The sequence below is a fragment of the Peribacillus sp. NPDC055009 genome (assembly GCF_053608705.1).
On record NZ_JBSGVZ010000001.1, the window covers coordinates 405655 to 426913 of the forward strand.

The 21259-nt window shown below is 39.8% G+C and carries 17 protein-coding genes; 9 read left to right on the plus strand and 8 right to left on the minus strand.

The genetic code is table 11. From position 1 onward, the window contains the following. Window positions 1-336 precede the first annotated feature (336 nt). Entirely contained in the window at window positions 337-1095 is a 759-nt protein-coding gene (locus ACWF5P_RS02060; RefSeq protein WP_452444536.1) for a DeoR/GlpR family DNA-binding transcription regulator, read from the minus strand. A gap of 228 nt (window positions 1096-1323) precedes the next feature. Between ACWF5P_RS02060 and ACWF5P_RS02065 the strand changes: the two genes are divergently transcribed. The 5 genes from ACWF5P_RS02065 to phnX are packed head-to-tail and all read left to right on the plus strand — an operon-like array spanning window position 1324 to window position 6623. Further along, window positions 1324-2076 carry an ABC transporter ATP-binding protein gene (locus ACWF5P_RS02065; RefSeq protein ID WP_101223028.1) on the plus strand — a complete coding sequence of 251 codons (753 nt, stop codon included), beginning with the start codon at window positions 1324-1326 and terminating at the stop codon, window positions 2074-2076. Beyond that, the gene (locus ACWF5P_RS02070; protein WP_452444537.1) at window positions 2069-3685 is read left to right on the plus strand and encodes an ABC transporter permease subunit; all 1617 of its coding nucleotides are present in this window, start codon (window positions 2069-2071) and stop codon (window positions 3683-3685) included. Before ACWF5P_RS02065 ends, ACWF5P_RS02070 begins: the two co-directional genes overlap by 8 nt. Window positions 3686-3698: 13 nt before the next feature. Continuing rightward, entirely contained in the window at window positions 3699-4691 is a 993-nt protein-coding gene (locus tag ACWF5P_RS02075; protein WP_452444538.1) for an extracellular solute-binding protein, read from the plus strand. Window positions 4692-4716: 25 nt separating this feature from the next. Beyond that, window positions 4717-5811 carry a 2-aminoethylphosphonate--pyruvate transaminase gene (gene phnW, locus ACWF5P_RS02080; protein ID WP_452444539.1) on the plus strand — a complete coding sequence of 365 codons (1095 nt, stop codon included), beginning with the start codon at window positions 4717-4719 and terminating at the stop codon, window positions 5809-5811. After that, window positions 5808-6623 carry a phosphonoacetaldehyde hydrolase gene (phnX, locus tag ACWF5P_RS02085; RefSeq protein ID WP_434167588.1) on the plus strand — a complete coding sequence of 272 codons (816 nt, stop codon included), beginning with the start codon at window positions 5808-5810 and terminating at the stop codon, window positions 6621-6623. Before phnW ends, phnX begins: the two co-directional genes overlap by 4 nt. A 250-nt stretch (window positions 6624-6873) precedes the next feature. Here phnX and ACWF5P_RS02090 read toward each other — a convergent pair whose 3' ends face one another. Continuing rightward, window positions 6874-8229 (minus strand): amino acid permease, encoded by a 1356-nt coding sequence (locus tag ACWF5P_RS02090; protein WP_434167587.1) that lies wholly within the window; start codon window positions 8227-8229, stop codon window positions 6874-6876. 343 nt (window positions 8230-8572) lie between these two features. Beyond that, entirely contained in the window at window positions 8573-9694 is a 1122-nt protein-coding gene (locus ACWF5P_RS02095; protein ID WP_434167586.1) for an NAD(P)-dependent oxidoreductase, read from the minus strand. Window positions 9695-10131: 437 nt separating this feature from the next. Between ACWF5P_RS02095 and ACWF5P_RS02100 the strand changes: the two genes are divergently transcribed. Beyond that, on the plus strand, window positions 10132-11772 hold the full coding sequence (locus ACWF5P_RS02100) for a PucR family transcriptional regulator ligand-binding domain-containing protein (protein WP_434167585.1): 1641 nt from the start codon (window positions 10132-10134) through the stop codon (window positions 11770-11772). Window positions 11773-12081: 309 nt separating this feature from the next. Further along, the gene (locus ACWF5P_RS02105) at window positions 12082-13146 is read left to right on the plus strand and encodes an FAD-dependent oxidoreductase (protein ID WP_434167584.1); all 1065 of its coding nucleotides are present in this window, start codon (window positions 12082-12084) and stop codon (window positions 13144-13146) included. 51 nt (window positions 13147-13197) lie between these two features. Here the strand turns inward: ACWF5P_RS02105 and ACWF5P_RS02110 are convergent, their stop codons facing one another. From ACWF5P_RS02110 to ACWF5P_RS02125, 4 genes are all read right to left on the minus strand, one after another. Continuing rightward, window positions 13198-15144 (minus strand): FtsX-like permease family protein, encoded by a 1947-nt coding sequence (locus tag ACWF5P_RS02110; RefSeq protein WP_434167583.1) that lies wholly within the window; start codon window positions 15142-15144, stop codon window positions 13198-13200. Continuing rightward, entirely contained in the window at window positions 15134-15895 is a 762-nt protein-coding gene (locus tag ACWF5P_RS02115; protein WP_101223495.1) for an ABC transporter ATP-binding protein, read from the minus strand. The genes ACWF5P_RS02110 and ACWF5P_RS02115 overlap by 11 nt, the downstream gene beginning before the upstream one ends. Window positions 15896-15995: 100 nt before the next feature. Then, complete coding sequence (locus ACWF5P_RS02120) at window positions 15996-17000, minus strand: sensor histidine kinase (RefSeq protein ID WP_101223018.1); 1005 nt, start codon at window positions 16998-17000, stop codon at window positions 15996-15998. Continuing rightward, window positions 16997-17686, minus strand: a complete 690-nt coding sequence (locus tag ACWF5P_RS02125; RefSeq protein ID WP_054400643.1) for a response regulator transcription factor — start codon at window positions 17684-17686, stop codon at window positions 16997-16999. The genes ACWF5P_RS02120 and ACWF5P_RS02125 overlap by 4 nt, the downstream gene beginning before the upstream one ends. 156 nt (window positions 17687-17842) lie before the next feature. Here ACWF5P_RS02125 and ACWF5P_RS02130 point away from each other — a divergent pair, with 156 nt between their 5' ends. After that, complete coding sequence (locus ACWF5P_RS02130) at window positions 17843-18184, plus strand: zinc ribbon domain-containing protein YjdM (protein ID WP_101223017.1); 342 nt, start codon at window positions 17843-17845, stop codon at window positions 18182-18184. Between the two features lie 51 nt (window positions 18185-18235). Here the strand turns inward: ACWF5P_RS02130 and guaC are convergent, their stop codons facing one another. Further along, a complete protein-coding gene (gene guaC / locus ACWF5P_RS02135; RefSeq protein ID WP_434167582.1) occupies window positions 18236-19219 on the minus strand; it encodes a GMP reductase in 984 nt (327 codons plus the stop codon). A 1119-nt stretch (window positions 19220-20338) separates the two neighbouring features. On the opposite strand from guaC, the gene ACWF5P_RS02140 reads away from it, so the two are divergent. Beyond that, window positions 20339-21196, plus strand: a complete 858-nt coding sequence (locus ACWF5P_RS02140; protein ID WP_434167581.1) for a PHP domain-containing protein — start codon at window positions 20339-20341, stop codon at window positions 21194-21196. Window positions 21197-21259: the final 63 nt, after the last annotated feature.

Genomic DNA, 21259 nt, shown 5'->3' on the forward strand with positions numbered 1-21259 from the left:
TCAGGCACTCGCTTTCCGCGGGCGGTCCGGGAGCCTCCTCGGCGCACTTGCGCCTGTGGGGTCTCCCTTGGACTCGCTATTCCCGCAGGAGTCTCGCACCTTCCGTTCCAAACAACTTTTATTTTGAAATTCAGATACAAATCAACGTAGTGATGAAGGTGATGCTTTGGGCTAATAGGTCCCTGAACATCATTTAGTCCGGCAGTTATTGATTTCCCGAGGGTGATCGCTAAAATTAGACTGGTTAAACGTCCATTATTACGAATACACTTGGCATTCACCGAAACTGAAAAACGGGAATTATACTTTTGTATAGTTCCCGTTTTTTTCTTGCTTTTAAGAAAGAATCAAATGTGTGTCGTTCTCTTTAAACGAAGAGATGAAATCTTTATGTAAATGATCGTCGGTTATGATGTAATCGATTTTATCCAGTGAAGATATCCCGATGGTCACGTCTTTCCCAAACTTTGTGCTGTCAGCGGCAACATAGACTTCTTGGGATAGATCTATGATTTTTTTTCGTGTGTTCGCTTCTTCTAAATTATAGTCGGATATGCCTTTTTCAACGGTTATGCCGCTCGCACAAATGAATGCTTTTGTAATATTCAATTCACTAAAGTTGAATAAGTAGTCAAATGCAACGATGGATTGTTCATTTCGCCTGACTTTCCCGCCAATGATCAATATCTCGATGTCGCTATGAATGAGCTCATTTACAACGGGGATCGAACTGGTTATCACGGTCAGTTTCTTTTTCTGTTTTATATATTTAGCGATTTGATAGGTTGTCGAACCACTATCGATATAAATGCAATCACCATCGTCGATATACTCACTGCATTTTTGAGCGATGGATTCCTTTTCTTCTAATTGACTGAACATCCGTTCATCTATCGTCGACTCTCCAAACTTCGATTGAACCAGCTTAACGCCGCCATAGATCTTTTCTATTTTTCCTTGCCCTGTAAGAAGGTTTATATCCCTTCTGATGGTTTCGATGGAAACTTGCATTTCTTCAGTAAGCTCGGCAATCTTCATAACTTTTCTAATCGTTAATAACTCGATGATCTTCTTTTGCCTTTCAAGAGGAAGCATAAGTTACACCCGCCTATTCTTCATATCTATCTTCCTGATATTCAGTTTAAGTGTACTGTTTACCGCGAACATATTCAACATATAGATGATAAAAATATCACTAGTTGGTCAAAAGTTAGTATTAAGTTAGTAATAAAGTGTTCAATATTTACAGAGTATTTACAAAAATCTCAAATTCGTTTTACAAATGGCTTTTATACTAAGGGTGTATTAAAGGAGGTGAACGGTTTGCTAAAATTACAAAATATTAGCAAGCAATTCGATGGAAAATCAGTTTTGGATAATATAAATCTTGAAATAAAAACGGGGGAGATCGTTTCACTATTAGGACCAAGTGGAAGCGGCAAAACTACTTTATTACATATAATTTTGGGCTTGACGGGTATCAATCATGGAAAAATCATTTTCAATGATACCGATTTGAGTAACGTGCCCATGAAAGACCGGGGATTTAATATCGTTTTCCAGGATTACGCTCTTTTCCCGCATTTGAATGCCTATGAAAATATCGTTTATGGATTGAGGAACAGGAAGGGATCCGTTTCCAAGGAAGAGCTTCAAGAATACATAGATTTCCTGGAATTAACACCGCATTTAAAAAAAAGGATCAGCGAATTATCCGGGGGTCAGAAGCAAAGGGTTTCGATCGCAAGGACTCTTGTAATGAAACCGAAAATCCTATTACTTGATGAGCCGCTGAGTGCTTTGGATGGTGTGATCAAGGAATCGATAAAGGAACGCATCAAATCCATTGCCCGAGAATTTAAGCTCACGACGATCATAGTGACACATGACCCGGAAGAGGCTTTGACGATGTCCGATAAGATTTTGATCATTAATCAAGGGAATATTTCTCAATTTGGATCGCCTCAAGAAATCATCAATCAGCCAGCCAATGATTTTGTGAAGGAATTCATTCTTAAACAACTGGAGATCAAGAGAGAAAATATTTACAACTTATTCGGTGAAAAGTATGCCTGATGTAAAACCGGCAATGAGAGTCATTTATATACCTATCTTACTGCTATTTGCCGCTTTTCTTTTCTTGCCGCTTGGGATATTGTTCGTCCGTTCTTTTGAAACGGCTGATGGAATCAATCTCTCGAATTATCTAACGGTCCTTTCAAATGCAGAGCTGATGATGTCATTTGGAAACAGCGTGAAAATCTCAGGGCTCACAGCCGTCATTACGACCGTTTTAGCCTTTTTCCTGGCCTATTCCATCCATTGCACCCGATTATATAGGCCGTTAAAAAGTGTAATTAAAACAGGGATCCTTATTCCGATGCTGCTTCCGACGATAACTTTCGGGTTTGCAATCATCTACTCTTTCGGCAATCAAGGAATCATAACGAAGATTTTTGGAAGGAATCTATTCGATATATACGGATTTAATGGATTATTGATAGGTTATGTGATTTATACATTGCCATCAGCTTTTCTGCTCATTAATAATTCCTTCAAGTACATGGATAAAAAGTTCATCATCGTTTCAAAATTAATGGGTGACGGAACGATAAGAAGTTTCATGAATACGATCATACGGCCATTATCGGGAACTTTGGGAGGAGCCTTTGTACTTTCATTCATCTTGAGCTTCACCGATTTTGGGATACCGGCTTCAGTCGGCGGGACCTACTCCGTCGTTGCGACGCAGCTGTATCAAGTCATGCTAGGTTCAATCCCTGATTTCAATAACGGTGCAGTGATTGCCATTCTCATGCTCATTCCGGTAGTATTCAGTGTTTTTCTATTAAACTATCTCGAAAAACTTAATTTTCAATATGACAAGTTCAGCGATATCGAATTGACGAAGCACATAGGAAGGGATATATGTTTTGGGGGAATCTCGCTGCTGGTCTTGATAGGGATGTTTTCTGTATTTGCGGTCATGTTCATTGCACCATTTTTAACTAGTTTCCCTTACGATCTCTCGTTCACCATAAAGCACTTTATCGACACATTCCAATCAAGCGATTTAACGGCAGTTTATAAAAACTCCTTATTCGTTGCCTTGATGACGGCTGTAATGGGAACGTTCATCGCCTTTAGCTCTGCGGTTTTGAATGTCCGGACGCCCCTTAAGGGGAAATCGTCAATGGATGTCATTTCGATGCTGACGAATACAGTACCGGGAATGGTGTTGGGCTTATCGTATTTGCTGCTGTTCAACGGCAGCAGCTGGAAGGGAACCTTTGCCATCATCATTCTATGTAACATTGTCCACTTCTTTACAACACCCTATTTAATGGCGAAGAACTCTTTATCCAAAATGAACCCTGGTTGGGAAACCACCGGGAATCTATTGGGGGATAGCTGGATCAGGACAATCTATCGTGTCATTCTGCCAAATTCGGCATCTACGGTGATCGAGATGTTCAGCTACTATTTCATCAATAGTATGGTGACGATCAGCGGAATCATCTTTTTGGTCACGGCCCAAACCACATTAGTGGCCAGTAAAATTAAAGAGCTTCAGCATTTTGCCAAATTCAATGAAATATTCATCCTGTCTTTACTTATCTTTTTTACAAATCTAGTCGTGAAGCTGCTTTGTGATCATTATCAAAAAAGACAATTCAAACATTAATGAGGGGGATATTATGTCTAAAACATTGAAGATAGCCTTACTTTCTTTAGTTGCTTTAAGTTTGGTATTTGTATTGTTCGACCGTAACAGCGGCAAAGCGGATGAGGAAAAGGTGGTCATTTATACGAATGGAGATGAAGAAGCCACTGCAGCAATGGAGACTTCCCTGAAAGATGCCGGATACGAAGGGAAATACGTCCTTCAATCATTAGGCACATCTGAATTAGGAGGGAAACTGCTCGCAGAAGGCGCTGAAATCGAGGCCGATGTCGTGACGATGAGTTCCTATTTCATTGAAAGTGCCCAAGATCAGCACTCCATGTTCAAGGACCTGTCATTCAGTGCAAAAGCTTTGGAAAAAAATCCAGCCTATTACACGCCGATTTTGGCAAATACCGGTTCCATTTTTGTAAATACGGAAGTGCTTAAACAAAAAGGCCTGCCGATGCCTACCTCGATTAAGGATTTGACAAAGCCGGAATATAAAGGGTTCGTTTCAATTCCTAATATCCTGGACTCTTCAACAGGGTGGCTTTTAGTTCAAGCAATAATCAGTCAATACGGTGACGCAGAGGGGAAAAAGGTTCTCCATGACTTAATAGCTAATAGCGGTCCGCATCTTGAAAGCTCAGGTTCAGGTCCAATCAATAAAGTTCAAGCAGGGGAAGTGGCTGCCGGTTTTGGTTTACGCTACCAAGCCGTGATGGCTAAAGAGTCGGGCTTACCGATCAAGTTCGTCGATCCGGTTGAGGGGAATTTCTCCTACACGGAATCTGTGGCTGTCGTGAATAAAGATAATGAAGGTAAAACAAGTTTAGCAATGAAAATGGCAGAAACAATCAGTAAAGATGCTAGAGAAGAATTGCTGAAACATTACCCGGTCGCACTTTATGAAGGTGAAAAGGTAACGGAAAAGAACAAAACGGCCCATCCTAAGAAATACAAGCAGCCCCTAACGGTTGAATTATTAAAACAGCATCAAGAGTTCTTTAAATCAGCACAATGATAAATACAGTGAGGAGTGAAGTAAAATGAATACCTATAAACTATTAACGCCTGGACCGCTGACCACTACAAGTACGGTGAAACAGGAAATGCTTGTTGACCGCTGTACGTGGGAAAATGATTATAAAGAAATTACACAAAAAATCAGATCCCAGCTTCTTGAATTGGCGTATGCTGCAAACGGAGAATATACGGCTGTACTTATGCAGGGAAGCGGCTCGTTTGTTGTAGAATCTGTGCTGACGACTGCACTTTCAAAATCCGATAAAGTGATGATCATAACGAATGGTGCATATGGGAAACGGATTGTGAAAATGGCGGAGTGCATCGGGCTGAATCATGTGGAATATGGCGTTGAGTACAATGAGTTTCCAAATGAAGCTGAAATCCGGAACATTTTACTGGATGATCGTGACATCACACATATAGCAATGGTTCATTGTGAAACGACGACAGGGATTTTAAATCCGATAGAGATGGTTTCGAAGATATCAAAGGAACAAGGGAAAACCTTGATTATTGATGCGATGAGCAGCTTTGGCGGAGTGGAGATTAATGTGCTTGAACTAGGGATTGATTATTTGATCAGCAGTGCGAATAAATGCATTCAAGGAATCCCCGGTTTTGGTTTTGTCATCGTAAAGCTTGAGAAATTATTGGCTTGTGAAGGCAATGCCCGCAGTTTGTCCTTGGATTTATATGATCAGTGGAAAGAGATGGACAAGGATGGGAAATGGCGTTTCACTTCACCAACACATGTAGTGGCCGCGTTTGCTAAAGCGTTGGAAGAATTAACGGAAGAAGGCGGCATCCCAGCTAGATTCTCCCGCTATAAAAATAATAATGACAGGCTGAGGGAGCTGATGGGAAAATTGGGCATTCATGCATATATCTCACCTGATAAACAATCGCCTATCATTACAACTTTCCTTTTTCCAACTGAAGCCTTTGATTTTGAGGACTTCTATAATTTTATCAAAGAGAGGGGATACGTAATATACCCTGGAAAGCTTACTGACATAGATACATTCCGAATTGGCAATATTGGCGAAATCCATGAAGAAGATATCGAGGAACTTGGAAGGATCGTAGAAAAATATATGAAAGTGGTGACAGTATGAATAAGGTAGAAGGAATCATTTTGGATTGGGCAGGAACAGCTGTGGATTTTGGATGTTTTGCACCAGTGAATGTTTTTGTGGATATTTTTAAGAATGCTGGACTGGACGTGACGATGGAGGAAGCCAGAGCTCCGATGGGCATGCTGAAAATCGACCATATTCGTGCGATGCTGACCATGCCAAGGATATCTTCGTTATGGGAGGAACAATACGGAAGGCCATTCAATGAGGAAGACGTTGAAAAACTATATGCTGAATTCGAACCGGCACTGATGATGTCATTGGCGGATTATACAGATCCCATTCCAGGGGTTATTGAGACGGTGGAAGCATTAAGGAATCGGGGCTTGAAGATTGGGTCGACAACGGGATATACGGATACAATGATGGAGGTCGTCGTAGCAAACGCTTTGCAAAAAGGGTATCGACCGGATTTCCATGTAACCCCGGATCAAACCGATTCGATTGGAAGGCCTAACCCTTACATGATCTATCGGAATATGGAAAAATTGAAGTTAGCGGCTTCATGGAAGGTAGTGAAGGTGGGCGATACCATTTCCGATATGCAAGAGGCGGTGAATGCTGGAGTATGGTCGGTCGGAATCATTGTCGGAAGCTCCGAGATGGGATTGAGTTTGGATGAGTATACGAGTTTACCAGAACGAGATAAACAAAACCTCATCTCTAAAACGGCAGACACATTTATGCAAAACGGCGCAGACTTCACCATCAAAACGATGGAGGAACTGCCTGAACTCATAGATACCATCAACCTTCTAATAGCGGATGGGAAAAGACCTCGTTCAAACTAACATTCAGTGCGAAGAAAGTGCAGCATATCCTTCATTCTCGATAGGGAATGAGATATGTCTGCACTTTTTCACTTTTGGACTGATTGTTATCTCTATATTCTTTATTTTTTTTACAAGGTGGAAGACTTACGACATCAATCTTTTCGTTAGATAACCATTCGATAGATAATCCAGTAATGAACTGTAGGTCCCATACCGACAATAGTTTATGTCTAAACCGTTTTTCATCTTTTTTATAAACAGCGTGACTTTATTTTAAATCCACACTATAATTTTCTTCGATTTTCAATACTGGTGGCTGTTTTTTAAGTCCTTTTGTCAATACAAGTAAATAAATGAAGCCTATTATTAACCAACTTACTCCAAGTACTTTTGAGTGCGCATCAAGATTCACAAGAAGTAAAATATCAAGGGCAGCTCCAATAATAGGAACAAATAAATATAAGACAGTTCCTTTAACCGAACGTTCTCTATTTCTAATATAATAATGAGCAATTACGGAAATATTAACACAAGTGTACGCAAGAAACGCCCCGAAATTAATAAATGATGCTACAAGATCTAAACTTAAAAATAAAGCAAGCAAAGAGACAAAACTAATGATCAGTATATTATTTACGGGTGTTCTATATCTCGGATGCAGGCTGCCAAAGAACTTTTTAGGAAACTGTCCATCTCGCCCCATCGTATAGAGGACTCGTGATGCACTTGCCTGGGACGACATGGCACTACCCAATACAGCTAATGCATAAAGCGCAAGATATACTGAGTACATCGCCTTTCCACCAACAAGTTTAATAATTTCGTAGGCAGCCGAATCAGGATTATTAAATGTGTTATACTCTGGCCATACAAGATACGAGAAATATGAAACACTTGTAAAGATTAAACCACCACCAAGAGTAATTAAAATAACAGCTCGGGGAATTGTTTTCTTAGGGTTCACTGTCTCTTCCGCAAACGCTGTAACTGATTCAAACCCAAGGAAACAAAAGCATAATAAAGCTGCTCCAGCTATTGTATAAGAAAAGGGTTCTTTCGAATTATAGAATGGCTCAAGAGATAAAAGAGTTGCCGTGCTTTCTCCCATAGAAATTTCCTTAATGGAAAAACCTATAAAGATAACGATAAAAAGAAAAGCAAAAATCGTTATGAATGCGTTTACATTTGTAGCAATCTTCAATCCTTTAATATTAATAAAAGTGACGAGAATCAGCATACCTAAAATCCAGATGTAACTTGGAATTGTAGGAAAGGCTGCTGAGAAAAAAATACCAAATACTAAATAATTCACCATGGGCATAAATAAATAATCCATTAAGATCACCCATCCGACAAGAAATCCAACAGAGGGATTGAGCGATTTTTGCGTATAAACATATGCAGAACCTGAAGATGGAAACGCAATTGCCATTTTCCCATAACTGTAAGCAGTAAACATCATTACCACTAGAGCAACTATCATTGCTCCCGGAACCGTACCGTGGGAAATATTGGCCGCAATACCATACGTAGTAAAAGCTGTGGTTAACCCCATAAATGAAAAACCAAACAATACAACTGGAATGAGTGTCAGTGTTCTATCCGTTTTACTTAAATTTGACATGTAAAATACTCTCCTCTTTTACCTGATTTAACTTTTTACAAGAAATAGGATCAATATTATTACATCTTTTTTAATGCGTGGTTTTCTAGAAATTATAAAAAAGTCAGAAAGATGCTAGGGAGCCTACTTTGAATTATCCATGAATTTGTTGTCTCGTTTCCCCATTCCTCGTAAGGAATTCCGTCTGCAGAATAACAAAGATAATTCCTGCAAAAATCTTCTCGCCGGCATCTTTACTGACTCCTGGAATTTCTTTAGTAGCGACTTGTTCAATAACGTGTACACTGATTTCTAATCAATCGAAATGAAACGTAGGATATGAGATGACCCTAAGGACGCTTTATTATTTTGACAATAGTAACTCCGTTTTTATATCTGTATAAGGCATGTCATGATTGATCCCAACTTCGTGATGAACAATTTCACCGTTCAAAGTGCTGATACAATTTCTTACTATTACATCATTTTCTACAACCTCTTTCAAACCATTATTCGCAATGTTCATAATATATGGGCCGGTTGTCATCAGCATCATGTTTGTCGAGGTTTGTGGACATAGAGCCGGCATATTCGGGACACAGTAATGTAGGACTTCTTGTTCGTAGTAAACTGGATCCTCTAAAGTCGTATAACGTGAGGTTTCAATTATACCCGTTCCTGCAATATCAATAATAATAGAATTAGGTTTCATCTTACTGACCATCTCTCGTGTAATGAGAGGCTCGGTTACCCCTGGCATCGGATAAATTGTATTAATTAAAACATCACTTTGAATAAGTTCTTCAAACATCATATCTTTATCCCAACCCAAAATGTCCACCTGTGGCAACTGGTTGTTCAAATAATCAATGCGTTTCATTGATGCTTCCATGATTGTTACATTCAATCCAAGACCCACAGCAACTTGCGCAGTATTGAGTCCAGCATTGCCACCACCAAGTATGAGTATATTACTCGACGGTAAACCGGCCAGTTTCCGGAGAAGTATACCTTTTCCGCCATAACCATATTGAGCATATTTGACTGCTTCAAGCATTGCTAATGTTCCGGCAATTTCACTCATTGGTTTAATCGTAGGTCTTGTCCCGTCAGGTAAAACGATTAATTCCATTGATAATGAAATTGCTTTTTTATCTAGTAATGCCTGTGTCATTTCATGATTTACATCTTCCGCCAAATGAAACCATGCCATTATCATTTGATCTTCTTTAAGAAGGCCGTATTCATAGGGTTGAAGTTCCTTCACTTTAACAACAAATTCTGCCTTCTCATAAATTTCGTCAATCGTGTTTACTATTTTTGCTCCAGCCAAAACATATTTCTCGTCACAAAAACCACTAGCTTCACCTGCCATGCTTTGTATTAGTACTTCATGACCGTAAGCTGTTAATTTTTTTACCCATGTTGGATTTAATCCCACTCTAGTCTCTGCAGTTTTTAATTCTTTAGGAACTCCTACTATCATTGTTCATTCTCCTTTTTAATTGCATTTAATTTATTGAACATTCTAAAATCTTACAGGGAAATGATATCCCTTTCATTAGACACGGGGTTAAATTTATATTAGTTTTTTTTTAACCAAGGCCATTTTGTACTTTTATGAATATAGCATTGGTGAAAAGTGATGATTTTTCCATTGATTATCGAATGTTTTGGACGTTTAAAGTTTCAGTACTCCACCGTTCATGCACACATATAACTGATGAATAATGGTGAGAATTATGATAGATTATCAGGTTGATTAAGGTTTTCAACAAAGCACGTAAAAGAACTTACTTATAGACATTGGTCGTATTACTTGGGGTTAAACAGAGATAGGGTACCATATTTTATGGGCTTAGACTTTCTAGTATAGTTATAATAAGATGATACAGCTAACCATTATTAAATGAGGAGGTACATATGCTTACAGTACAAGATGTTCTTAAGCGCCCACTCTTTTCAAAGACGGAGGTAGTTGCGGGGGCAAGCGGGTTGCACCGTCAAGTCAAATGGACACATGTCCTTGAAATTCCGTTTTTTGATGATACCATCTTTCAGGGAGGGGAACTGATACTCTCCACCGGATTTGGGTTTGAATGGAGAGACTCCTCTAATACTTCATTTTTGTTAAATCTTATCGAACGCAACGCCTCATGTTTATGTATAGAACTTGGACACCACTTCGACAAGGTCCCTAAAGAAATGATCGAGATGGCAAATGAGTATAACTTTCCGATTATTATTTTCAAAGAATTCATAAATTTCGTCGAAATAGCACAGGATCTACATTCGTTTATCATTAATGCTCATCATGAGAAGTTGGTTACATTAGATTCTATTTCCAGGAAGTTCCATTCATTGTCACTCACTACTCATGGGTTATCAAATATTTTAAAGTTGTTGCAACAGAAGACAGAAGCACCAATAATCTATCTTCCTATAGAAGGAACACCTTTTTCGATTCCAGGATTGAAAAATGAATTTATGGAAAAGCTACTTCACACGATTTATGAAGATAAAGAACACTGGCATGACCGAATTACAAATGATTCGCCCGTTGAATGGAAGGCATTAAACCATACTATTCTTCTCCAACCGATCGGAGCAATGGATCAAATCTGGGCGTACCTTGTTATGGTTTTAGATCGTGAATCGGATGAATTTGATTTCCTAATCCTTGATCGTGCTTCTCTAGCAATCTCACAAGACTTATTGCGCAAACATTATTTGGATGAAAAACGATTACGTTTAGAATCTACATGGCTAAATGATTTACTTAATAGACGCATCAATAATGAGGAACAGGCAAGGGGATTTATTTCTTTAAAATCGAAGCGCGCTTCTATACATTATCGAATTGCAATCATTGATATCGAAGATGTTTTTCATCCGTCTTCATTAGGTTTATCGGATGAAGAAAATGAATCAGCTATTTATCATTATTCTTTAAAAATTCGGTCTGGGTTCGCAAAATATTCTTTTACACCCTATATCACATCTGTAAGAAATCAGATTATTGTATTAGCTATTGATCTTGGAACTGCCGATACCTCTAAGGCACGCTTCTTGAAAGTGATCAATGCCTTGCTATATGTTAAAGAAGGTGAATCTAGCCAAATCCGTATAGGCGTTGGGCGACAATACCAGTTACTTTTGGATGCTCATACTGGTTATCGAGAAGCGCAGTTAGCTTTAAGTTATCGTATGTTTTCGACAAGTGCCTTTTACGAAGACCTTGGCATCTTTCGATTGATACAATTAATTCAGCATGATCAAGATACAGCACATTTTATTGAAGACTATCTCTCTCCTTTAATATCCTATGATAAGGAGTATGGAACGGAATTGCTTCTGACTTTAGCAAAATACTTTGAGCTTGATCGCTCAAAGAAGCTTACTGCTCAAAAATTACATGTTGTAAGACAAACACTCTATCATCGGCTGGAAAAGATAAAAAAGATTCTTGATCTTGATTTTGATATGCCGGAGAACAGATTAAACGTTGAAATGGCTTTGAAAGCATATCAACTCATACAGCAAGTGGAAGTACCTACGAAGTAGTTATCAACCGCCAACCACGGGGCGATGTTAAGACCGAGGATAAAAATAATTTAGCAATAATATTCATTGACGTCCCATACCCTTACTCCATTTTTAACCTAATTTTACATTCTAATTGTAATACTCCACTTATCATTCATACGTACTAAATGAATGGTAAGTTTTTAGTGATTGGAATTAAAAAACTCTGTTGATTTTTAAAATGAACAGAGTTTTTTAATAAATCCATATTGTAAAAAGTGAGAAAAGAGTGTACGATTAAATGAGAATGATAATCAATCACATTTGATTACCGGGGAGTGGACGTAAATGGAACAGCAAGATTTATTTGATGTAACGGTTATTGGGGGAGGGCCAGCAGGGCTTTACTCCACTTTTTATAGCGGACTTAGAGAAATGAAAGTTAAACTGATTGAATACCAGCCACGGCTAGGCGGGAAAATTCATGTCTATCCAGAGAAAATGATTTGGGATGTAGGAGGGCTGACACCCACTACTGGGGAAAAATTAATTGAGCAGTTAGTGGAGCAAGGTTTAACATTCAATCCAACAGTCGTCTTGAATGAAAAAGTGGAATCAATCATACGTAATGAAGAAGGTATCTTCGTTTTACATACCGCTTCAGGGCAAATGCACTTTTCCAAAACGATCATTGTCGCGGTTGGCGGCGGAATTCTGAATCCGCAAAAGTTGGAAATAGACGGGGCTGAAAGGTTTGAAGTCTCCAATTTAAACTATACTGTTAAGTCTTTCAATCGATTCAAGGATAAGACGGTGATCATTTCAGGCGGCGGGAATTCTGCAATAGACTGGGCAAATGAATTGGAGCCCATCGCCAAAAAGGTGTATCTGACATACAGGAAAGATAGTCTGGCAGGTCATGAATCACAAGCAAGGCAATTGATGGAAAGCTCTGCTGTTTGTTTCTTGAATACGACGATTACAAAACTGATCGCCTGCGCTGATCATGAATCAATTGAACATGTTGAACTGACGAATCTCGCAACGGGGGAGGTTTCTTACTTGCCGATCGATGAGGTCATCATCAATCATGGTTATGAGCGTGATACATCGCTGCTTCGAAATAGTAAAGTGGATATTGCCATAGCCGACAATTATTATATTGAAGGTACTCCTTCAAGTGAATCCTCGATGGATGGAATATACGCTGCCGGTGATATCTTAAGTCATGAAGGTAAATTGAACCTGATAGCAGGTACTTTTCAAGATGCAGCAAATGCCGTAAATAAGGCAAAGCAATATATCCAGCCTGACGCTCACGGAGTGGGAATGGTTTCTTCCCATAATGAAATCTTTAAAAAGCGCAACAGGGAATTGATCAAGGAAATGATGAAACCGGCTGGGGTACTTTAAAGGAAACGGAAAAAGCTCCAGGGCCTCATGGGCCCTGGAGCTTTTAGCAGTTTATAGAGATTCTTTAATGACCTTCTTGTAATGAAATACGGATAGGATTCCGAAGATCGAATACAATGCCGTGTATAATGCCATAACGATGATCATCGGTGTCCAAACTTCGGTCCCGAATAAGAACCATCCTGATTGGACTGCGAAATAACTGTGAAGCAGTCCGACGACTAAAGGAATGCCGAAATTGAAAACTTGTTTTGCTTGGATTCCTCTTAGTAAGTCACCACGCGTGAATCCCAGTTTTCTTAAGATGGTATAATTGGATTTTTCACCTTCACTTTCATCCATTTGTTTGAAATACAGGATACAACCGGATGTGATGAGGAAGGTTAATCCCAAGAATCCGACGATGAACATGATAAGACCCATATTCTTCTTCTGGGTGTTGAACATTTCAAATTGGGAATCATTCACATGTTCTTCTTTAAAACTCATTTTATTAAATAGATCATTCGCTTTTTCAAGTTCAGCTTCATCCTTCACATCAATGCCGATATTAACGGATGATACTTTTTGGATTTTCGGGTCGACGTCCTTTTTCAAACGGTCGAATATCGTTTGGTCTACAATGGCAACGGGCAATCCGCCGTTCGTGAAGTAATAGGACAAGAAGGTATCATCATTCAATCCCATATATGTTTGCGGAATGACTTCGTGTTTGCCCTTCAGTTCAATCTTTCCGGAATCCTTCAAGGACATGACCTTCTCCATCATATTACTGTATCCGCTGAAAAGGGTCTCATCTTCAGCGAGGTTGATTCCTTTAACGGATTCATCACTGATGACGGGAACGGTCATGATGTCGGGATCAAAGTTCACTCCTTCGAGGCTAGTCTCCATAATTTCCTTTACATTGACATCCACTTGAATGACATCGATCACCTTTTCGTCATAATCAATTTTACTGTCGGATAAAGCTTTTTTGAATGTATTCGCATCTCCCTTATCCGTCATCGAAAAATCGGTGGGGATACTGCTTTGTGCCATTTTCTCCGCTGAGTAGTAGGAGATATAGCTTAATGATAATAACCCGATCGCCAAAGCGGAAACGGTCGTGATGATCGTCAATAATATCGCATTCGATTTCATCCGGAACATGATGGATGAAAGGGACAATACTTCATTAATGTTCAAATAGCCATTTTTCTTTTTACGGATGATATTAAAGATGAAGCTTACGGATCCTTTATAGAACAGATAGGTACCGATGATGACGGTTGCCAAAATGAATATCATGGCCATAAAAAGCTCGGTCATCTCTGTAAAAGCTCCATCGAATAATTTGGATGAAACGACATAGCCAGCAATGATCAGGATGATTCCGAATATCCCGAGGATCATTTCGAACATCGAAACCTTTTTCACTTTTCCTTCCGTCATTGAAGTCACTCTAAATAATGATAGAATGGTTTGCCTTTTAATGAAGGTATAATTCATCAACATGATTAAAAGATAGATGGCGCTAAAAACGAGCAAGGTTTGCACTAGCGGCTGTAAAGAAAATTTAAGAGTCGCGATCGCCTGGACACCCATTATTTTAAATAGTATCATGATGATCAATTTTGAAGCGGCAAACCCTACAAAGATTCCGAGGAATACGGAACAGAAATATAGGATCAGGTTTTCCACACTCAGGATACGGAATATCCTGTTCTTCGTCATGCCTATCAATTGGAATAAGCCAATTTCTTTACTGCGTCTTTTTATGAAAATGCTATTGGCATATAAAAGGAATATGGAAACAATCGCAACAAGCAGGATCGATGCAGCCTTGATGGAGGCGGCCCCTTTCACCGTACCCTCCGCTTCATCCAGCGATGGGTCATATTGCAAGGTGACAAAAGCAAAGTAAAGGGAAGCGCTGAAGACCAGGGCAAACACATACAGATAATAGTTCTTCAGATTTTTCTTCAGATTTCGCAAGATGAGTTGATTAATGCTCATTTTGAACCCCTCCCAATACACCTTGTGTTTTCATGATGTCCTTGAAGAAGGTTTGTCTGGATTCTTCACCTTTATTCAATTGTGTATATATTTGACCATCTTTAATGAAAATGACTCGGCTGCAATAACTGGCCGCCACTGGATCATGGGTTACCATGATGATGGTCGCTTTGCGCTTTTTATTCATTTCGCTCAGTTTGTTCAGTAAATCGGAAGCTGATTTTGAATCAAGCGCCCCAGTCGGTTCATCGGCAAATATGATGCTTGGATCATGGATGAAAGCCCGTGCTGCAGACGTACGCTGTTTTTGACCACCGGAAATTTCATTTGGGTATTTATCCTTCACTTCATATATGCCCAGTTCCTTCGCCACGCTATCAAACTTTTGTGCCGCTTCATTAGCGGGCGTTTTTGTAATGGATAAGGGCAAAAGGATATTTTCTTTGACAGTCAGTGTGTCCAATAGGTTATATTCCTGGAAGATGAAGCCTAGATGGTTTTTCCGGAATTCGGCCAAATTCTTTTCTTTCATCCCTGAAATCTCTTTTCCATCGATCGTAATGGTGCCGTTGCTGATTTTATCGATCGAGGAAAGGACATTCAGCAAAGTCGTTTTTCCTGAACCGGAAGCACCCATGATACTTACGAACTCACCTTCTTGTATGCTTATATCGAGACCCTTTAAGACTTCTTGTTTATTGAATTTATTACCATAGCTTTTATGGATTTTTTTCGCTTCTAATATATTCATTTGGATACACTCCTTTTTTTCTATATCCTCATTATAAAAGGCCATGTATTTCTTTTCCTTCGTTTGGACGAACAAAGAATAAAAGCATGTGACACTTTTGTCACATGCTTGTGATATTCACGAAATCATTTCTTTTTGGGAAGGTCAAGGTAACGGTCGTCCCGGTTCCAAGCTCTGATTTAACATCAATGGAGATGAATAGGGACTCGGCCGCATTCTTGGTTAAATACAACCCCATGCCGGTTGCCGCATTGTCATGATGGTTTGTCGTGGAGGTAAATCCTTTATCAAATATGCGGGATAAATCCTTTGGGTCAATGCCCCGTCCGGAATCCTGGACTTCAAGAACCGTTTGTCCGGCTTGTTCATGGCTATATATCGTGATATCTGAGTTTTCACTGTATTTAATGGAGTTGGTCAAGAGCTGTCTCATGATGAAGGCCAGCCATTTGGCATCAGTAAGCACTTCGGTTACATCCAATTGTATGTCGAAGCCGATCCCTTTTTGAATGCACCATGATTGCAGCGTTTTAATCTCATCAAAGATTATTGTTTCCAAATCGGTTTTCTCTATATACAAATCATTTTCGATGAAAGGCATGCGCCTTTGATGGAGCTGCTGATCAAGAAGAAGGTGAATGCGCAGCCACTCATAAGTCAAATGCGATTTCAGCAATTCATCATCCAAGCGGTCAATCATTAAATGCATTGCTGTCAATGGTGTCTTCACTTCATGAATCCAAGATAATAATTCATCCTTCTCCTGCTCTAAAGTCATTCGGCCAATTGCTGCGGATTGCTTCAATACTTCGGTTTGGTTAATGATGCTGTTTTCTATGATTTTTTCGAAAGGGCTCTCTGGTTCGGCTATATTCGTTATATCCAGGTTGTCTTCCCGCGCTTCTAGACTTTTATAAAAGGAAGTTTCTTTTTTATAGCGGAAAATCAAAAAGATACTGAACATGAGCAATGATAAAAAGGCAATATACAGTATTGGCTTTAACGGAATAGCCGAATCAAGATAAGCGACAAAGATAATGAATAGATGAAGAATTATGTAGAATGTGATCCAGCTGAACCTTTCCATGAGATATTTTCTGATCATGCATTTGCCTCTTCTACGGCGATATAGCCCTGTCCGACCTTCGTTTCGATAAAATGTCCTAAACCCAGTTCATCCAACCTCTTTCGTAAACGGTTCACATTCACTGTAAGGGTGTTATCGCTTATGAAACGTTTGTCATCCCATAAGCTGTTGATCAACTCTTCGCGGCTTACGATCTTATTTTTCTGTTCAATGAGCTTTTTCAAGATGAAAATTTCATTTTTCGTCAATTCGATTGTACCAGTCTCGGCCGATACCGTGTTCTTCTCATAATCCACAGTTGCGCCGCACCAGGTTTTCAATTCGATTTTTTCGGTATTGTAATTATATACCCGGCGGAGGGTGGCCTGTATTTTTGCGATGAGTACATCGAAATGAAAAGGCTTCTGGATAAAATCATCAGCTCCAAGCTGCATGGACATCACCATGTCGGTCGGATGATCGCGTGATGATAAAAAGATGATGGGAACATTGGAATGGGCCCGGATCATTCTGCACCAATGAAATCCATCAAACTTCGGCAACTGTATATCAATGATGACCAAATCAGGTTTTATGTCCGTGAATTCCTGAACGACTTTACTAAAATCGCCAATTCCGTAAATATCATAAGACCATTGCGCCAATCTATCTTTAATTTCATTGAATAACGTCGTATCATCCTCTATCAATAGAAGTTTAAACAATGGATTCACCGCACTTTCCAGCTTTTTCTTAAAAGTATATAGTAAAACCTTTATAGGTTCTAGAGGAAGGGGGGAACAGGAGCAGTATAGCCTACTGGTTGTATGTAAACCAGTATTATATTAAAATTGGGAATAACGAATGGAGGAAGTGAAATTATGTCTGATTTTCCTAATTGCCCTGCATGTGATTCAGAATATACATACGAAGACGGAAGTCTTTTTGTTTGCCCGGAATGCGCTCATGAGTGGACGGTGGAAGCGGAAACGGAAAATGGTGATCAAAAGAAGGTTATCAAAGATGCTAATGGAAATGCCTTGAACGATGGTGATACCGTTACGGTAATCAAGGATCTTAAAGTGAAAGGGAGCTCATCCGTTTTAAAAATGGGCACTAAAGTCAAAAGCATCCGTCTAGTTGATGGTGATCATGATATTGATTGCAAGATTGATGGTTTTGGTGCAATGAAATTAAAATCCCAATTTGTTAAAAAGGTATAATTAAAAAACGGCCTAATCCATTGATTAGGCCGTTTTTTTTAACGTTACTTCTTAATAAACTTTGTCACCGTTAAAGATTGAATTCTTAACGACCACATAATCCACATTCCTGATGGCTTCCAACTTGGTACCACCTGCATATGAAATGGAAGACTGAAGATCTTGTTCCATTTCCTTCAACGTATCTTCCAAAGATCCTTTGTGCTCGACAAACATCTTTTTGCCTTCAACGTTTTTCTTTTCACCTTTTTGGAATTCTGAAGCTGAACCAAAGTATTCTTTAAAGGCCTTTCCATCTTTCTCGATCGTTTGACCTGGAGATTCCTCATGTCCGGCAAATAGTGAACCGATCATAACCATCGAAGCGCCAAATCTAACTGATTTAGCAATATCACCGTTCGTGCGAATGCCGCCGTCAGCTATAATTGGCTTGCTTGCCGCTTTTGCACACCAGCGAAGTGCAGCTAATTGCCAGCCGCCCGTTCCAAATCCAGTCTTGATTTTAGTGATGCATACTTTACCTGGTCCAATGCCCACCTTTGTAGCATCGGCACCGGCATGTTCCAACTCCCGTACCGCTTCAGGAGTTCCCACATTTCCTGCAATGACAAAACTTTCGGGTAAATGTTTTTTAATATGCTGTATCATCTTTATCACGGCATTGGAATGTCCGTGTGCAATATCTATCGTAATGTATTCAGGCACAATGTTGTCATTCGATAACTGTTCGATGAAACCGTATTCTTCTTCTTTAACGCCGACGCTGATGGAAGCGATCAATTCTCGTGAATGCATGTCTTTAATGAAAGTCACTCGTTTTTCTGGCTCAAAACGATGCATTACATAAAAGTAACCGTTTTCAGCCAAGTACATGGCTATCTTTTCATCAATGATCGTTTGCATATTGGCAGGTACTACAGGTAACTTGAATGTATGCTTACCCAAAGTAACGGATGTATCACACTCAGAACGGCTATTTACTACACATTTTGCAGGAATTAATTGAATATCTTCATAATCAAACACGTTTTCCATGTTATGCACCTCTATATACGAATATTTTTGTCTTTTTTAATAAAAATTGTTCGCCCATTAGGTAATGTACATCATTTTTGACAGTAAGTCAAAATTTTTATTGGTTTTATTCTGATTTTATTTCAACTTGATGGGAAATCCGTAACAGGGTAGGGAGCTGAAAAGGACGAATGAACATGTTACTTTGGAACGTTGATTTCCACTTCAGGCACTCGCTTTCCGCGGGCGGGCGGGAGCCTCCTCGGCGCGCGCCTGCGGGGTCTCCCATGCCACGCTTTTCCCGCAGGAGTCTCGCGCCTTACGTTCCAATCAACTTTGTTTTATTTAGATAGACCTTTTTGTTCACAAATTAGATAATAATTATTTGCCGACAGCTTTTTTGTAGGTTTGTAAAATGGGAACGTTGATTTCCTCTCCAGGCACTCGCTTTCCGCGGGCGGTCCGGGAGCCTCCCCGGCGCCTTGCGCCTGTGGGGTCTCCCCTGGACTCGCTTTTCCCGCAGGAGTCTCGTACCTTCCGTTCCAATCAACTTTGTGTTTTAAAAGAAAAAACTGCTGGCTCTTCTTATTCCGAATCCTATTTAAGACTAGTTTATCCTTCATGTTTTTTTCCTGTAATCCTTAATGGATGGAAGAAATTTGCGACACTCCTGCCGAATAATTGGCTGGCCGAGACCCCGGAGACGTTTGCGTCGAGGAGGCTTGGCAGACAGTCGGCGGAAAGGGAGCGGGTTTCTGAAATCAACTGGAGTTTTTAAAAGAAAAAACTGCTGGCTCGTCTTATTCCAGACCCTATTTAAGACTAGTTTATCCTTCATGTTTTTTTCCTGTAATCCTTAATGGATGGAAGAAATTTGCGACACTCCTGCCGAATAACTGGCTAGCCGAGACCCCGGAGACGTTTAAGTCGAGGAGGCTTGGCAGACAGTCGGCGGAAAGGGAGCGGATTTCTGAAATCAACTAGAACATATTTATTTATCTACAGCCTGAAATACTTAAGTATTTTCACCAATTTGTATGACTTTTACACCTTTACGTTTTTTTACATCATCTTAACGTTGACCGACATGGCACTAAGTTAAAATGATAATGGGTAACGAAAAAGAATGGGGGGATTGGCATGAAGGTTGAATTACATTGTCATACGAACATTTCAGATGGTTCCAGTTCTTTTGAAGAACTATTGGAGGTTGCAAAAAGGGAGAGCATTGGTCATTTAGCCATTACGAATCACGATACAACGATAAGATTGCAAGAGATGGTGGAACGGGGAAAGGAAATAGGAATTGAAATCATCCCTGGTATAGAAGTGTCTGGTTATGACTTTGCAAGAGGCAGGCGTGTACATATTCTGGGCTATTTTGTTGAGCCTGGTCATAAGGCACTTGAGGAGCTTTGTAATCCATTGATTGAAAAAAGGAATGCAGCTTCTGAAAAAATGGTGGAACGACTAATTCATGCAGGCTATCGAATAACTTGGGATCAGGTATCTAAATTCAGGGGAGGAACCGGTGTTTATAAACAGCATATTATGCTGGCGCTTCGGGAATCGGGGTATACGGATTCCATCTATGGTGATTTGTATAAGAAAATCTTCAGCCGCGGCCAAAATGGAGAAGTGCCAGGCATTGCCTTTATTCCTATGGAGTATGTGGATGCCATTCTGGCTGTAAAGGCGATTCGAGCTGCCGGAGGCGTCCCGGTCCTTGCTCACCCTGGACAATACGGGAGCTTTGAAATTATTCCTGAGCTTGTAAAAGCAGGGCTTGAAGGGATTGAAGTTCTTCACCCGCATCATGGGCATGCAGAAGAGGAAAGAGCGATTTCATATGCAGATCAATATAATCTCATTAAGACAGGAGGTTCGGATTTTCATGGGGATTATGGGGAGAAGCCGATTCGTCTTGGCAGTATGAGCCCAGGAAAGGAATGTGTGGCTGCTTTGAAATCAAGGAAAAAAAGCATGGCCATTAAATGATGTTCATTAAACCAGGAATTTTGCTGTGAAAGCGGCCTGCTCATTTGCTGGATTAGGAATTTG

Bases quoted from the DNA above. Each gene is read 5' to 3' on its own strand.
- phnX (WP_434167588.1), top strand. From the start codon at position 5,808: ATGAATAAGGTAGAAGGAATCATTTTGGATTGGGCAGGAACAGCTGTG.
- phnW (WP_452444539.1), top strand. From the start codon at position 4,717: ATGAATACCTATAAACTATTAACGCCTGGACCGCTGACCACTACAAGT.
- ACWF5P_RS02100 (WP_434167585.1), top strand. From the start codon at position 10,132: ATGCTTACAGTACAAGATGTTCTTAAGCGCCCACTCTTTTCAAAGACG.
- ACWF5P_RS02120 (WP_101223018.1), bottom strand. From the start codon at position 17,000: ATGATCAGAAAATATCTCATGGAAAGGTTCAGCTGGATCACATTCTAC.
- ACWF5P_RS02130 (WP_101223017.1), top strand. From the start codon at position 17,843: ATGTCTGATTTTCCTAATTGCCCTGCATGTGATTCAGAATATACATAC.
- ACWF5P_RS02140 (WP_434167581.1), top strand. From the start codon at position 20,339: ATGAAGGTTGAATTACATTGTCATACGAACATTTCAGATGGTTCCAGT.
- guaC (WP_434167582.1), bottom strand. From the start codon at position 19,219: ATGGAAAACGTGTTTGATTATGAAGATATTCAATTAATTCCTGCAAAA.
- ACWF5P_RS02090 (WP_434167587.1), bottom strand. From the start codon at position 8,229: ATGTCAAATTTAAGTAAAACGGATAGAACACTGACACTCATTCCAGTT.
- ACWF5P_RS02075 (WP_452444538.1), top strand. From the start codon at position 3,699: ATGTCTAAAACATTGAAGATAGCCTTACTTTCTTTAGTTGCTTTAAGT.
- ACWF5P_RS02105 (WP_434167584.1), top strand. From the start codon at position 12,082: ATGGAACAGCAAGATTTATTTGATGTAACGGTTATTGGGGGAGGGCCA.
- ACWF5P_RS02115 (WP_101223495.1), bottom strand. From the start codon at position 15,895: ATGAATATATTAGAAGCGAAAAAAATCCATAAAAGCTATGGTAATAAA.
- ACWF5P_RS02060 (WP_452444536.1), bottom strand. From the start codon at position 1,095: ATGCTTCCTCTTGAAAGGCAAAAGAAGATCATCGAGTTATTAACGATT.
- ACWF5P_RS02070 (WP_452444537.1), top strand. From the start codon at position 2,069: ATGCCTGATGTAAAACCGGCAATGAGAGTCATTTATATACCTATCTTA.
- ACWF5P_RS02095 (WP_434167586.1), bottom strand. From the start codon at position 9,694: ATGATAGTAGGAGTTCCTAAAGAATTAAAAACTGCAGAGACTAGAGTG.
- ACWF5P_RS02110 (WP_434167583.1), bottom strand. From the start codon at position 15,144: ATGAGCATTAATCAACTCATCTTGCGAAATCTGAAGAAAAATCTGAAG.